This is a genomic window from Aeromonas diversa CDC 2478-85, from assembly GCF_000819805.1.
GTDB classification, from domain to species: domain Bacteria; phylum Pseudomonadota; class Gammaproteobacteria; order Enterobacterales; family Aeromonadaceae; genus Aeromonas; species Aeromonas diversa.
This window is the reverse complement of sequence record NZ_CDCE01000034.1, coordinates 37,050-51,109: the sequence shown is the minus strand read 5'-3', so window position 1 is coordinate 51,109 and position 14,060 is coordinate 37,050. Positions and strand designations below refer to the sequence as shown.

General features: G+C 65.0%; 11 protein-coding genes. 2 read left to right on the top strand and 9 right to left on the bottom strand.

The features are described 5' to 3' along the window. The first annotated feature begins 83 nt into the window (after positions 1-83). Together rbsK and BN1121_RS14500 are read left to right on the top strand one after the other, a co-directional pair. Positions 84-1,004 (top strand): ribokinase, encoded by a 921-nt coding sequence (gene rbsK, locus BN1121_RS14505; RefSeq protein ID WP_005352010.1) that lies wholly within the window; start codon positions 84-86, stop codon positions 1,002-1,004. Continuing rightward, on the top strand, positions 1,004-2,011 hold the full coding sequence (locus BN1121_RS14500; RefSeq protein ID WP_005352008.1) for a substrate-binding domain-containing protein: 1,008 nt from the start codon (positions 1,004-1,006) through the stop codon (positions 2,009-2,011). The genes rbsK and BN1121_RS14500 overlap by 1 nt, the downstream gene beginning before the upstream one ends. Here BN1121_RS14500 and BN1121_RS14495 read toward each other — a convergent pair. From BN1121_RS14495 to pheS, 9 genes are all read right to left on the bottom strand, one after another. After that, on the bottom strand, positions 1,956-3,626 hold the full coding sequence (locus BN1121_RS14495) for a diguanylate cyclase domain-containing protein (RefSeq protein WP_005352006.1): 1,671 nt from the start codon (positions 3,624-3,626) through the stop codon (positions 1,956-1,958). The two genes, BN1121_RS14500 and BN1121_RS14495, sit on opposite strands and share 56 nt — an antisense overlap. Continuing rightward, on the bottom strand, positions 3,623-4,090 hold the full coding sequence (locus BN1121_RS14490) for a putative pterin-binding protein (RefSeq protein ID WP_005352004.1): 468 nt from the start codon (positions 4,088-4,090) through the stop codon (positions 3,623-3,625). Before BN1121_RS14490 ends, BN1121_RS14495 begins: the two co-directional genes overlap by 4 nt. Positions 4,091-4,166: 76 nt before the next feature. Further along, complete coding sequence (gene cobB / locus BN1121_RS14485; RefSeq protein ID WP_005352002.1) at positions 4,167-4,940, bottom strand: Sir2 family NAD+-dependent deacetylase; 774 nt, start codon at positions 4,938-4,940, stop codon at positions 4,167-4,169. Positions 4,941-4,987: 47 nt separating this feature from the next. Continuing rightward, complete coding sequence (locus BN1121_RS14480; protein WP_005351999.1) at positions 4,988-5,614, bottom strand: GNAT family N-acetyltransferase; 627 nt, start codon at positions 5,612-5,614, stop codon at positions 4,988-4,990. Continuing rightward, the gene (locus BN1121_RS14475) at positions 5,615-6,841 is read right to left on the bottom strand and encodes a response regulator (RefSeq protein ID WP_005351997.1); all 1,227 of its coding nucleotides are present in this window, start codon (positions 6,839-6,841) and stop codon (positions 5,615-5,617) included. Beyond that, positions 6,819-9,995 (bottom strand): ATP-binding protein, encoded by a 3,177-nt coding sequence (locus BN1121_RS14470; RefSeq protein ID WP_005351993.1) that lies wholly within the window; start codon positions 9,993-9,995, stop codon positions 6,819-6,821. Before BN1121_RS14470 ends, BN1121_RS14475 begins: the two co-directional genes overlap by 23 nt. Positions 9,996-10,062: 67 nt before the next feature. After that, positions 10,063-10,362, bottom strand: coding sequence for an integration host factor subunit alpha (gene ihfA / locus BN1121_RS14465; protein ID WP_005351990.1), 300 nt, complete (start codon positions 10,360-10,362; stop codon positions 10,063-10,065). A gap of 3 nt (positions 10,363-10,365) precedes the next feature. Continuing rightward, entirely contained in the window at positions 10,366-12,753 is a 2,388-nt protein-coding gene (gene pheT, locus BN1121_RS14460; RefSeq protein WP_005351987.1) for a phenylalanine--tRNA ligase subunit beta, read from the bottom strand. Between the two features lie 12 nt (positions 12,754-12,765). Beyond that, entirely contained in the window at positions 12,766-13,749 is a 984-nt protein-coding gene (gene pheS, locus BN1121_RS14455; protein ID WP_005351984.1) for a phenylalanine--tRNA ligase subunit alpha, read from the bottom strand. Positions 13,750-14,060: the final 311 nt, after the last annotated feature.

Sequence of the window (14,060 nt, the reverse complement as noted above, 5' to 3'; positions counted from 1 at the left end):
GGGGCCCAGGCCCCCGCATGGTGCTGCCTGGCGTGCGGCCGCTACGCGACCTCACCCCAAGCCGTATCGAAACAGGATTATCTATGAAGCAACTCGTCGTCCTCGGCAGCGTCAATGCCGATCATGTCCTGCGCGTCCCCCACTTCCCCCGTCCCGGCGAGACCCTGCGCGGCCACAGTTACCAGGTGCTGCCCGGCGGCAAGGGGGCTAACCAGGCGGTGGCCGCCGCGCGCCTGGGTGCCGACATCGGCTTTATCGCCCGCATCGGCGATGATGCCATCGGCCGCCAGATGCGTGACGGCTTCGCCGCCGACGGCATCGAGGTGAGCGCGGTCGAGTGCGATCCAAGCCTGCCCACCGGCATTGCCATCATCTACGTGAGCGATGAGGGGGAAAACAGCATAGGCCTCTCGGCCGAAGCCAACGGCGCCTTGACACCCGAAGTGGTCGAGCGCCACGCCGCACTGATCCAGGACGCCGACACCCTGCTGCTGCAGCTCGAGGTTCCCCTCGAGAGCGTACTGCGCGCCGCCACGCTCGCCCATCAGGGCGGCACCCGGGTGGTGCTCAACCCAGCGCCGGCCCAGCCCCTGCCTGCATCGCTGCTCGCCCAGGTGGATCTCATCACCCCGAACCAGACCGAGGCCGAGCTCCTGACCGGCGTGGCGGTCACCGACGAGGCGAGCGCCCGCGCGGCGGCCGAGCGCTTCCATGCGATGGGGATCGGCAGCGTGATGATTACCCTGGGCGCCCAGGGGGTCTACTGGAGCGAGCAGGGGCAAGCGGCCCTCATCCCCGGTTTTCGCGTCACCGCCACCGACACCACGGCGGCCGGCGACACCTTTAACGGGGCCCTGCTGGCCGAGCGGCTGCGTGGCGCCTCCATGGCTGAAGCCATTCGCTTTGCCCACGCGGCGGCGGCCATCTCGGTCACCCGCTTCGGGGCCCAGAGCTCGATCCCGACCCTGGCCGAGGTGCGCGTTTTCCTCAAGGAGCATGGCTGATGGCCAACATCCGGGACGTGGCGCTGCGGGCGGGGGTCTCGACCACCACCGTATCCCACGTTATCAACGAGACCCGCTTCGTCGCCGAGGAGACCCGCGCGCGGGTGTTCGCCGCCATGCTTGAGCTCAACTACGCGCCGAGCCTGGTGGCGCGCAGCCTCAAGGTCAAAGAGACCCACAGTATCGGCATGCTGGTGACCACTTCGAGCAACCCCTTCTTCGCCGAAGTGGTGCGCGGGGTGGAGCGCTACTGCTTCGAGCAGGGCTATAACCTGATGCTCGGCAACACCGAGGGCGAGGCGGCGACCGCCCTCTCCTACCTCAAGATGATGCTGAGAAAGCGGGTCGACGGCCTGCTCATCATGTGCAGCGAGGGGCAACAGGAGGTGCTGGGACAGCTCGACTGGCTCAAGGGGCTGCCGGTGGTGCAGATGGACTGGGGCACAGGGGGAGATGGCTGCGATCTCATCGCCGACAACTCTCGCCACGGGGGCATGCTGGCGACCCGCCACCTGATTGCCCTGGGTCATCGCAAGATTGGTTGCATCACTGGACCCCGTTCGCGGGCACCGGGGGCTGACCGGCTGGCCGGCTTTATCGATGCCCTACAGGAGGCGGGGCTGCCCCTGCACAACGAGTGGATCGTCGAAGGGGCGTTCGACTGCGCCAGCGGCCATCGCGCCATGCAGACCCTGCTGGCGCTGCCCGAGCGGCCCACCGCCCTGTTTGTCTGCAACGACATGATGGCGATGGGGGCGATCAGCGCCGCCACCGAGGCGGGACTGCGCATTCCGGAGGATCTCTCCCTGGTCGGTTACGACAACGTGGAGCTCGCCGAGTACCTCTCGCCGCCGCTCACCACGGTCAACCAGCCCAAGGAGGAGCTCGGCCGCCTCGCGGTCACCACCTTGCTGGCACGCATCAACGGCAGCCAGGGCGCCTCACGCCTGATCACGCTGGAGCCTGATCTGGTGATCCGTCGCTCCTGCGCCCCGCCCCGCTCGTGAGCACCCGCAGGCCCAGCTGGGACGCCAGGGCCTGCAACGCCTCCCGCCCCGGCCCCTGGTAGCCGCACAGCCAGTAGTGCACCGGCCACCCCTGGGCGATCAGCAGGGCGGTGCGACTACCGATCTCCTCAAGGGCCAGACTCACCCCGGCTGCCAGCAGCCGCGTTTTAAGCTGCTCATCCCACTCCCCCACGTCCTGCAGCGCCACGATGAGGCGCCCCTGCTCCCCATGACAACCGTCGAGCAGGTGCGACAGGGGGGTGACCCCGGCCAGCCGCACCACCAGCGGCAAGGGCAACTCGCGCCAGAGCAGAGCCACGTGCGGCAGCACCACCCGCTCCAGCATGCCCGCCTCGTCGAGCCAGGCGGGCTCGCAGCGCTCGCCTTCCGGCATCCAGCGCAGGTGCAGCAGGCGCGCCGTCAGACGCTCCTCCTCCAGCAGGGGCTCGCACTCGGGCTCCAGGGGGCTGCGCCCCCCCTGATCGAGCCACACCAGCAGGGCGCGGCTGCGGTGCTGGCGCTGCAACAGACGCTCGGCCAGCCGGCGCTGGAAGAAGACCACCTCCCCCATGTCGCCTCGCTTGGCCTGATCCAGCGCCAGGATGGCGTGATCGAGCAGGCTGGCGCCGTCGTCCCCCGTCTGGGCCAGGGCGATGCCAAGCCGACAGCGCGGGGTGATCCGATGCTCGCGGGTGAGAAACTCGCCACCGATCACCTGGGAGATGCTCTCGGCCCACTGGGCCACCTCCTCACCGTTGCCGCCGCGCTGCACTATGACGGCGAACTCATCCCCCCCGAGCCGAAAGGCACTGCCGTGAGGCCAGGCGGCAAGCCGGCGCGCCACCGTCTGTAGCAGTCTGTCCCCCACCTGATAACCGAGCTGATCGTTGACCTGCTTGAAACGCTTGAGATCGAGAATGACCAGAGCCCCCACATCGCTGCGCCGCCACCCAGGCCCGAGCGCCTCATAGAGGGCACGGCGGTTGCCGAGCCGCGTCAGTGTATCCATCAGGGCGAGACGGCGGTTTTGCCAGTTGGCGCGGATCAGCGCCAGCATCAGCCCCACCCCGGCCAGCACCAGCACCTGCTGGCAGAGTTGTAGCCACAGGAGGTCGCGCCGGATCTGCTGCACCGAGGCCTTGTACTCATCCCCGGTCAGCACCCGCACCTGAACCGCTTCGATGCGCCTGACGTCGACGCCGATGCGCTCGACGAGATCGCCAAGCAGGGCCGGCTCGGGCAGCTGACCCGTATCCATGCCGCGCTCGAGGCGCTTGAGGTTGGCAAAGAGCGATCTCACCACCTCCGCCAGCCCCTCCTTGGTGCGCAGCTCGGCGGTCTCCTCGCTCACCAGAAAGATATCGATGCGGTTCCACAGCAGATCGTACTGCAGCCCCAGGGTCGCCAGATCGAGGCCGCCACTACGATAGAGGCGCAGATCGTCGTAGAAGCGCTGAGACTCGAGCAGCAGCTGGATCATGTTCCAGTAGGTGGTGCGATAGAGGTAATCCACCACCCGCTCGTGTTTTTGCTCGAGGTAGAGGGTCAGGGCGGAGGAAACCAGAAACAGCAGCACGGTGAGGCACAGTAGCAAGTTGTAGAGCTGGCGCCTCACTCCGTCACCTCGATGGTGATGAGCTGCCACACCATGGCCGCCTCGTTCTCCGGCGTCTTGAGGGCGGGTAGATCGCTAAAGGGGAGCAGCAGCCAGAGCGGCCCCTTGTTGCGCCGGGTCAATGGGGTATCGTTCTCGCTCATGGCCAGGATAGCGGGAAACTGCTCGAACGGGGCGATGGTGAGCTCGTGGCGGTAGCCGTTGAGGGCCACCAGCTGCACCCGATGCGCACCCGTGCCTTCGAGCACCCGGGCCAGGGCCGGCCCCCGGTAGCGGTTGCTGCCCTGGGTCCAGGCGGTGATGGTGGAAAAACTGTGCTGGGGCAGCGCGGCGAGCTCGCTGCGGGTGAAGCTTCTTATCACCTCGCCGTTGCCGTGCACCAGGCGCAGCAGCACCTCGTCACCCCAGACCCAGCAGGACGCCAGGAGCAGCCAACCCGACAACAGCAGACGACACACTTGCATGGGGACCTCCACGACACGCCCTATCCCCTACAGTGTGGGAGGGAATGACGGCAGCGGCAAACCCCAGCCACCACGATCAGCGGTGGTGGATGGCCATCCAGTCGTATTCGGGTTTAAGCGGCTCGGACTGCACCCCGTGCGCCACCAGCAACCCATCCACAAAGGCGGGGACCAGATGGGTGGCGAGGCCATAGTGCTTCTCGTCAAACTGGCTGTCGACCTCGCTCGGCTCGAGATTGAGCTCCACCGAGTGGGCTCCGCTCAGGCTCGCTTCATGGACGAAGCCGGCGGCCGGATAAACCGCGCCCGAGGTCCCGATGGAGATAAAGAGATCGCAGCGCGCCAGGGCCGAATAGATGCGATCAAGCCCGATCGGCATCTCGCCAAACCAGACCACATGAGGGCGCAGCGGGTGTGGAAACTGGCAGCAGGAGCAGAGATCGCTCTCGGTGATCGGCCCCTTCCACTCGATAGTCTGCCCCGACTGGGGGCAGCGCGCCTTGAGCAGCTCGCCGTGCATATGGATGAGGTTCTTGCTGCCGGCACTCTCGTGCAGGTTGTCGATATTCTGGGTCACCAGGGTCACAGTGCCTGGAAAGAGGCGCTCGAGGCGAGCCAGGGCATAGTGGGCGGGATTGGGATGAATGCTGGGCTGCTGCAGCTGGGCCCGACGCGCATTGTAGAAGCGCTGCACCAGGGCCGGATCCCGGGCATACCCTTCCGGGGTCGCCACGTCTTCGACACTGTGCTCCTCCCACAGGCCATCACTGGCACGAAAGGTCTTGATCCCCGATTCGGCCGAAATGCCTGCGCCGGTGAGGATCACGATGTGCTGGTAGTGTCGTTCCATAGCCTTACTCCTTTTTCCTTGACCCTAGCATGCTCGCCCACGTCCGCCTATTCGCCCTTGGTCTGATGGATAAGCCAGGGATCGAGGGCGGTCAGATCGAGGCGCACGAACACCATGGCCCGCCCGGTCACCAGTGACACCGGCAATCCGAGGCGCTGCACCAGGGCGATCATGGGACGATTCTCCGCCAGGATCTCGGCCATCCACTCCCGAACCCCCTCCCCCCTGGCGAGCAGGGCGAGGGCCAGCAGGATGTGGCGGGCCGCACCGCGGCGCTGGAAATGATCGGCCACCACACAGGAAAACTCGGCCCGCAGGGGGTGACGACGGCGCCGGATCGACTGGGCCTGTGCCACCGGGTAGCCCCGCTCGTCACACAGCAGCAGCGACAACTGGGTATCGCGCGGATAGTCGGTGAACCAGGCCACCTGCTCCTGGCTCGGCGGCTGCTTGGCGCGCATAAACCTCAGATAGACGCTGCGCTCGCTCAAGTCATGAAAGGCTTGCACCAAACGCCCCTTGTCGCTGTGCAACACCTCGCGCAGCAAAACCCGCTCCTCTCCCAGGGTCAACCACAGGGGCAGATCGCGACGGCAACGGGGCCAGGGGCCTTGATCGAGCAGGCGGTGTAACAGGGCAAGATCGGTCCCTTTGCAGCGGTAATCGATGCCCACTTACCAGCGCCCCTGAAAACCGCGTCCCTGCCACATATCGTCATCGAGCAAGCCGTAGGGGTCATCAAGATAGAGCTGGCACCCCTTGGCTCGGGCGCGCTCAATAAAGTGCTCGATAAGCCCGCCTTGCTCTATCAGGGGCAACAGGTGCGCGCCTACCAGGATGGCATCGAGGGGAAGCCGCTCGAGCAGCTCGAAGGAGAGGGTCTCCCGACTATCGACGAAGAGGGCCAGCGAGGCGCCCGCCAGGCGAGCCTGCAGGGCGAGCGAGAACCGCTCGGGTCGGGCAAGCAACTCATCCTGAGGCCGGATAACCAGTGTCCAGCGGCCCCCCTCACCCTCGGCCTGCTGACGCAGCGCCGACCACTCCTTGTCGAGAGAGGCCAGCAGCAACCAGCGCGACAGGGGCGCCGGCACAGAGGCGTCCGGTCGCCCCAACACCCCGATCACCTCACCCCCCCAGGTTCGTACCCGGCGTGACTGGGATGGTCTCAGGTGGGGTGCAGGGGCCCCTTCGTAACCACGCAGCAGCAAGGGGAGCAGACGATGCATCTCGAGAGGCTTGGTGAAGGCGCCCACGACCTCGACGCCACGCAGCGATAACAGCTGGGCCGCCCCGTCGACCAGAGCTTGATCGTGCCCTGACAGCAGGATCACCGGCGCCGCGACCCGGATCTGGCGTCCCAGCACCCGGATGGCATCATCGTGCGCCAGGGCCAGATCGCTGACGACCCAGTCCACCGGCTCGGCCTCCAGCGCGGCAGACAACTCCCGCTCATCCCGTACCAGCGTCACCTTGGGACCCAGCGCCCGGATCTGCTCGGCCATCTGAGCCCCCTGAAAGGGTTGATCCTCCAGGATAAGCACCCGCTGACGCCCGAGCCACTCCCGCCAGGCGAGCAGGGCGTGTTCGAGTCGGGGCATCCAGTGGGTATCGAGGCTGAGGATCCCCTCATTCTCATTGAGGGCGTCCCAATAGACACGGCCCAGATGGAGCTCGGGGCTAAAGAGCAGGAACTGGCTCTTGCCAAACCAGCTTCCCCATTGCCAATCGTTCGAGGGCTCGGTACGCAGCAGGGCGATGTCGGCAGGAAGTCGGCTCGCCAGCGCTGCGCGGTAGCTGCGATCATCGAGGGCATAGAGGGTGACGGGTTGAAATCCCGCCGACTCACCCTGAGCGCCGCCCAGCAGCGCCGTCAGCTCTTCATCCGTGATGATGTTGATCATGGTCGCCACCTGCCCGCAAACTGCATATCGCCCTCTCCAGCGCCGCGCCGAAGGCGGCGCCACCATCCCAGTCGGGATCCTGCTGCCACTGATCAGCCAGTCTGACCAGTTCGACGGCCCCCACCATTTTTGCCGAACCTTTCAGCCGGTGCAATTGGGCGGCCCATCCTTTGTTATCCCCTTCACGCCACAGCTGCAACAGCAGCGTAAGATCCTGTCGGCTGCTGGTTTCGTAGAGCGCGATCAGCTCCTCGCCGAGCAGCTTTTGCAAAGTGCGATCATCGCCCCTGGGACGGCAACCTTGCAGCAGGTTCGCCAGCTCCTGACGGCGCACCGGCTTGTCCAGGTGGCCATCACAGCCGCAGGCACTGAGCCGCTCGGCCGCCTGCACGCTCAGATCGGCGGTGATCACATAGACGGGGAGCCCCTGCCAGCGTGGCTCCCCCTTGACCCGTTCACACAGCTCGGCCCCGTCAACCACGGGCATCTGCAGATCGGTCAGCACCAGATCGACCCCTGCTCCTTGCTCCAGGTGTTGCAGGGCCTCGGCGCCGTCGGCCGCCTCGACAACCTGAGCGCCCAACTGCCCCAGTTGCATCGCCAGCACCCGACGGTTGAGGGGATGATCCTCAACCAGCAGCACCCTGAGCCCGGAGCCAGTCTGGCTCGGCTGGCTCACCTCCCCTTGAGGCGCCGTGGTCACGGCCGTCAAGATGGCACCAGGCAGCAGACGCTGGCCTCGCCACCACCAGTACGGCAGGCCCAGCTCATCGCGCTCCTGGGCCAGCGGCTCGCCTTGCTCGGCGATCCCCAGTTGCGTCAACCAGGGTCGCCAGCGCGTGGCTTCATCGGCGGGCATCAACAGGCTGACCCCGGTGACGACGGGCACCCGGGGCAGCGACCGGGGCGAGGCTTGCAGTGGCAGGCGGCACCAGAAGCGGCTGCCCGGTTGGCACGCCTCAACCCCTATCTCGCCCCCCATCTGCTGTACCAGCTGCCGGCAGATGGCGAGCCCAAGCCCGGTCCCCTGCCCCTGGCGCCTGGCCTCTTCCCCCTGTTCAAACGGTTGGAAGAGACGGGTCCTGAGCCCCTCTTCGATGCCTGGCCCTTCATCCTCGACCGACAGACAGAGGGTCTCCTCACGGCTATCGACGCGTACCGTCACCCGCCCATGGGGAGTGAACTTGATGGCATTGGAGAGCAGGTTGTGGACTATCTGGGCGAAGCGGTGAGGATCGAGCCACAGGGTCCCCGGCAGGGTCGGATCGACCGACAGGCTCAGGGCAATCCCCTTGTCTCTGGCCTTCGGCCAGTGGATGGCCGACACCTGCTCGCACAGGAGGGCCAGATCCACCCGCTGAGGGGTCAGAGCCAGCTGGGTGCTCTCGTTACGGGAGAAGTCGAGGATGTCGTTGAGCAGCCCCAGCAGCTCGTCGCTCGCCTGGCGCACCCCTTCCAGTGCCCGCCCCTGCTCTGCCGAGAGCGGTGTGCCGGAGAGCCACTCCAGCAGGCCGATGATGGCGTTCATGGGGGTGCGAATCTCGTGGCTGATGGACGCCAGGAAACGCCCCTTGGCCTCGACCGCCGCCTCCGCCCGCTCTCTGGCCTCCGACAGACCCTTCTCCACCTCGCGCCGGCGCTCGACTTCAAGGGCCATGTGGCGCCTCGAGCGCCAGATAAGCAGAGAGACGCCCCCACCGATGAGCAGCAGCAGCAGGGAGGAACCAATCCAGAGTCCATAGCTGACCCCCTCAACCTGGGTCACCGACAGTCTCAACCAACGCTGGCGCAACTCATCTTGCTGAGACGGGGTGATCCGCATCACCCCCTGATCCAGCAAGGTGGCCAGATGGGGAGAGTGGGGCGAGACGGCAAACGCAAGGCCCCAACGCTCGGCCACCAGATCGTTGATCCTGAGATCATGCAGACGGTTGAGTCGCAAGGGGTATTGCAGCTGATAGAGATCGGCCAGCAGCGCATCCCCCTCACCCAACCGCAGGCGCCGCGCCCCTTCATCGAGGCTCTCGACCCGCTGCCAGTGCGCCGGGGCGAGCGTGGTGAGCAATTCGCTGTCCCACAGACTCTCGGGTACCAAGACCCGCTTGCCGGCCAGTTGCGAAAGGGCGGCGACCTGGGCTCCCGGCGTGACGACGGCCCAGTGGCTACGCACCATGATGCGGGTAAAGCGCATCGCGCGCGCCAGCCCGGGCGACTCGGGCAAGCCCAGGATCAGGTCTGCCTGCCCCGCCTCCATCCGGCGCAGCGCCTCTTCCCGGCTTGCCACCGGGATCCAGTCAATGCCAATTCCGTGCGGTCTGAGCAGCGACTTCAACACGTCGACCGCCCACCCTACCGGCTCACCACTGCTCCCCATCCCCGAAAAAGGGCTGAGCCCCGGGTTAATCACCACCCGAATATCGCGGGTTCGCGCCAACCAGGAGAGCGTCTCGTCACTCCATTCGGGCGGATTGATCGCCTGCGAGGCGTGCGGGACATACTCCTCCGCCACCCGATACACCCGGGTGGGAGGCAGGTAACGAATGGCGGTCTCCACCGCCTCACGGAGGTTGGGCTCGTCTCTCATCAGCAGGCGCATGGACATCAGCAAGGCCCCGTCATCCAGGGTGCGCAACCTGGCATCGAGGTCGGGGTGCTGGCGCAGGGTATCGCGCAGGGAGAGGTAGTCCCCGAAGTAGGCCTGCGCCTTCCCCTCTTGCAGCAACCGATAGGGGGAAGAGCCGGGCGGCGCAGGTTGCAGCGCGATCTCGGGCAGCAGCTCGTCCATGGCCTCTGGGCTGAGCCAGGCGGCAGGCACCATGGCGCTCCCCTGCTTGGCGCCAGCCTTGTAGAGCAGCGCCGAACGCACCGTGAAGAGGGGCAGGCTCTGCTCTGCGGGCCGGGTCTCGATACCGGTCGGCGCCATGATGGGCAACAGATCGCAGGCGCCCTCCCGATAAGCCGCTTGTGTCGCCTGCCAGGTCGGGTAAGAGCGGTAGGTGACACGCGTTTCCAGCGAGTCGGTCAGCTGCTTGATGAGATCCCGCGCCAAACCACCCCCTTTCACCAGATAGGGAGGGTAATCGATGGCCGGATAGCAGAGGGTTATTTCGGGGTGGGTGGCCAGCCAGGCCCGGGTCGGTGCACTGAGCGGCAACGGCTCGGACCAGACGGGCGCACTGAAAACACACAGTGAAAAAAGCCAGGCTAGGCCTGGCTTTTTGTTACTCCTTGAGCGGTTCGACATTCTCGACTCTCGCCTTGAGCTTCTGCCCGGGTCGAAAGGTCACGACGCGCCGCGCCGTGATGGGAATGTCCTCGCCTGTTTTCGGGTTGCGACCCGGTCGCTGGCTCTTCTCTCTGAGATCGAAGTTGCCAAAGCCGGAGATCTTGACCTGTTCGCCCCGCTCCAGGGCTTGCCGGATCTCCTCAAAGAAGGCTTCCACCAGCTCTTTGGCCTCGCGCTTGCTCACCCCGAGTTGGGTGAACAGGTGCTCTGCAATGTCGGCTTTGGTCAGCGCCATAGATCAATCCCTCAAGGATGCGTTCAACTCTGCCGAGAGTGCCTGAACCACGCGATCGACGGTCTCGGCAATCTCTTTCTCCTCCAGGGTGCGCTGGGTGTCTTGCAACACCATGCTGATGGCCAGGCTCTTCTTGTCCTCGGCCATACCAGCGCCCTGGTATACGTCAAACAAGTTTATTCCAACTACCTGATTTCCGCCAACTTTTTTAATTACGGCGAGCACATCACCGGCCAGAACCTGGCGATCGACCACGACGGCGATATCGCGACGGTTGGCCGGGAACTTGGAAACTTCGGCAGCAACCGGCACCTTGGCCGGAGTCAGCTTGTCCAGCTCCAGTTCGAACATGACGGCGCGGGTCTTCAGACCCAGGCTCTTCTCGAGGCTCGGGTGGATCACACCGATGTGACCGATGACCACGCCATCGCGCAGGATGGCGGCGCACTGACCCGGGTGCAGTGCACTGTGCTCGGCACGCTCGAAGGTAAACGCAGCCCCTTCGGCGGTCAGATCCAGCACGGCTTCCAGATCGCCCTTCAGATCGAAGAAGTCGACGGCACGGGCCTTGGCATCCCAGTGCTCGTCACCCTGGTTGCCGGTGATGATGCCAGCCAGCATGGGCTCCTGACGGATGCCGTTCTCGGCGCTTTCATCCTTGATGAAGCGCAGGCCGTGCTCGAACAGACGGACACGCGGCTGCTGACGGTTCTGGTTGTAGACGACAGCCTGCACCAGACCCGGGAACAGCGACACGCGCATGGCGGACATCTCGACCGAGATAGGGTTCGGCAGCACGATGGCGTCGCTCTGCGGGAATAGGATCTGCTGGGCCTTGGGATCGACGAAGCTGTAGGTGATCGCCTCCTGGAAGCCGCGATCGACCAGCAGGTCGCGCACCCGCTTGAGGGTCACCTGCCCTTCGGCCTGCTCCACCATGGCCAGAGAGGCTACGGGTTTGAGGTTAGGGATGTTGTTGTAGCCGTAGATGCGAGCCACTTCCTCGATGAGGTCTTCCTCGATGGCGATGTCAAAACGCCAGGAGGGGGCCAGCGCGGTCCAGCCGTCGGCGTTGGCGGTCACCTGCATGCCGAGGCGGGTCAGGATCTCGACCACCTGCTCGTCGGCGATCTGGATGCCGATGACGCGCTCCATCTTGCTGCGACGAAGGGTGATGGGCTGGGCCTTGGGCAGGTGCTCGTCGGATTTGACCTCGATAACCGGGCCCGCTTCGCCGCCGCAGATATCCAGCAGGAGACGAGTGGCACGGTCCATCACCTTGGCCTGCAGCTCAGGGTCCACCCCGCGCTCGAAGCGGTGGGAGGAGTCGGTGTGCAGGCCGTAGGCGCGGGCACGTCCTGTGATGGAGAGCGGCGCGAAGAAGGCGCATTCGAGCAGGATGTCGGTGGTGGTCTCGGATACACAGGTGCGATTGCCGCCGAAGATACCGGCCATGCAGGCAGGACCCTGGGCGTCTGCGATAACGAGCGTGGTCTCTTTGAGCTTCACTTCGTTGCCATCGAGCAGGGTCATGGGCTCGTCGGCACGGGCGCGGCGCACCACCAGTTCACCTTCAAGCGTCGCCAGATCGAAGGCGTGCATCGGCTGACCGTATTCCAGCAGCAGGTAGTTGGTGATGTCGACGATGGCGTCGATGGAGCGGATGCCGCCACGGCGCAGCTTCTCTTGCATCCAGAGTGGGCTCTGGGTGTGCAGGTTCAGCCCCTTGATGACGCGGCCGAGATAACGCGGGCAGTCAGCCGGCGCTTCAACCCGGATCGGGAAGCTGGCGTCAATGGTGGCAGTGGCTGGCGTCCAGGTCGGCTCGATGACGTCGGCGCGGTTGAGTACGCCGATTTCACGGGCCAGACCCGCGATGCCGAGGCAGTCGGCACGGTTCGGGGTCAGATCCACGTCGATGCTGACGTCGTTGAGTGCGAGGTAGTCGCGGATATCGGTGCCGATGGGGGCGTCCAGCGGCAGCTCGATGATGCCGTCGGCCTCGACGTCGATACCCAGCTCGCTGAAGGAGCAGAGCATGCCGTGAGACGGCTGGCCACGCAGCTTGGCCTTCTTGATGGTGAAATCACCCGGCAGGGTGGCCCCGACCTTGGCCACGCAGACTTTGAGGCCGGCACGGCAGTTCGGGGCACCGCAGACGATGTCGAGCAGCTCTTCTTCGCCCACGTTGACCTTGGTCACGCGCAGCTTGTCTGCGTCAGGGTGCTGGCCACACTCGACCACTTCACCCACCACCACGTTGTTGAACTGGCCCGCTACCGGCTCGATGGCGTCCACTTCCAGGCCGGCCATGGTGATCTGCTCGGCCAGCGCGTTGTCACTCAACTCGGTGCGGACCCACTCCATCACCCAGGATTTGCTGAATTTCATGTTCTCTCGCCCTTACTTGAACTGCTTGAGGAAGCGCAGGTCGTTTTCGAAGAAGGCACGCAGGTCGTTGACCCCGTAGCGCAGCATGGTGAGGCGCTCAACGCCCATGCCGAAGGCAAAGCCGGAGTATTTTTCCGGATCGATGCCGACCGAACGCAGCACGTTCGGGTGCACCATGCCGCAACCCAGCACTTCCAGCCACTTGCCGTTCTTGCCCATCACGTCGACTTCGGCGCTCGGTTCGGTGAACGGGAAGTAGGAGGGACGGAAGCGAATGGTGAGATCTTCCTCGAAGTAGTTGCGCAGGAAGTCGTGCAGGATGCCCTTGAGTTCGGTGAAGCTGGCATGCTCGTCTACCAGCAGGCCTTCGACCTGGTGGAACATGGGGGTGTGGGTCATGTCGTAGTCGTTACGATAGACGCGGCCCGGGGCGATGATGCGGATCGGCGGCTGCTGCTGCTGCATGGTGCGGATCTGCACGCCCGAGGTGTGGGTACGCAGCATCAGATCCGGGTTGAAGTAGAAGGTGTCGTGATCGGTACGCGCCGGGTGGTGGGCCGGGATGTTCAGGGCGTCGAAGTTGTGGAAGCCGTCTTCGATCTCCGGACCGCGCGCCACGGTAAAGCCCATCTCGCCAAACAGGCGCTCGATGCGTTCGATGGTGCGGGTCACCGGGTGCAGACCACCGTTTTCGATGCGGCGACCGGGCAGGCTGATGTCGACGGTCTCGGCGGCCAGCTTCTGGTTCAGCACGGCGGCTTCCAAGGCGTCACGACGCAGGCTCAGTGCATCCTGTACCGCCTGCTTGGCCTGGTTGATCACGGCACCTGCGGCGGGACGCTCTTCCGGCGACAGGGCGCCAAGGCCCTTCATCTGCTCGGTAAAGAACCCTTTTTTCCCCAGATACTTGACCCGGACTTCGTCGAGCGTGGCGATGTCGCTCACACCCTCAATTTCGGCCTTCGCCTGGCCGACCACTTCTTCAAGCTGCTGCATGTCTTCCTCGTCACCACTCCCCTTGGGAGCTGCTCCAGCAAAAAATAGGAAAGGGCATGATAGTACTAAAAAAAGCGGGATCCTGCCTAGGGTAAAGCGCGTCTTGTCACGTTTTTCCCATTCAGGGGGTCAGCACAGGATTAATGCGAAGTCAAATGACCCTCCTCTCTCGCATTTTTGATGTTCCCGCCCCTCACGGACCTATGTCTCAGACGCAAAGGGCATCACAACAACCATCAGCGGGCCTCCCACATCCGGCACCACAGAGACCCTTATTTGGCAGCCTGATATGCTCCCTCGCCCTCTCTCCC

Coding starts and splice junctions, on each gene's coding strand:
- rbsK (WP_005352010.1), top strand. CDS start 84: ATGAAGCAACTCGTCGTCCTCGGCAGCGTCAATGCCGATCATGTCCTG.
- BN1121_RS14500 (WP_005352008.1), top strand. CDS start 1,004: ATGGCCAACATCCGGGACGTGGCGCTGCGGGCGGGGGTCTCGACCACC.
- BN1121_RS14490 (WP_005352004.1), bottom strand. CDS start 4,090: ATGCAAGTGTGTCGTCTGCTGTTGTCGGGTTGGCTGCTCCTGGCGTCC.
- cobB (WP_005352002.1), bottom strand. CDS start 4,940: ATGGAACGACACTACCAGCACATCGTGATCCTCACCGGCGCAGGCATT.
- BN1121_RS14475 (WP_005351997.1), bottom strand. CDS start 6,841: ATGATCAACATCATCACGGATGAAGAGCTGACGGCGCTGCTGGGCGGC.
- ihfA (WP_005351990.1), bottom strand. CDS start 10,362: ATGGCGCTGACCAAAGCCGACATTGCAGAGCACCTGTTCACCCAACTC.
- pheT (WP_005351987.1), bottom strand. CDS start 12,753: ATGAAATTCAGCAAATCCTGGGTGATGGAGTGGGTCCGCACCGAGTTG.
- pheS (WP_005351984.1), bottom strand. CDS start 13,749: ATGCAGCAGCTTGAAGAAGTGGTCGGCCAGGCGAAGGCCGAAATTGAG.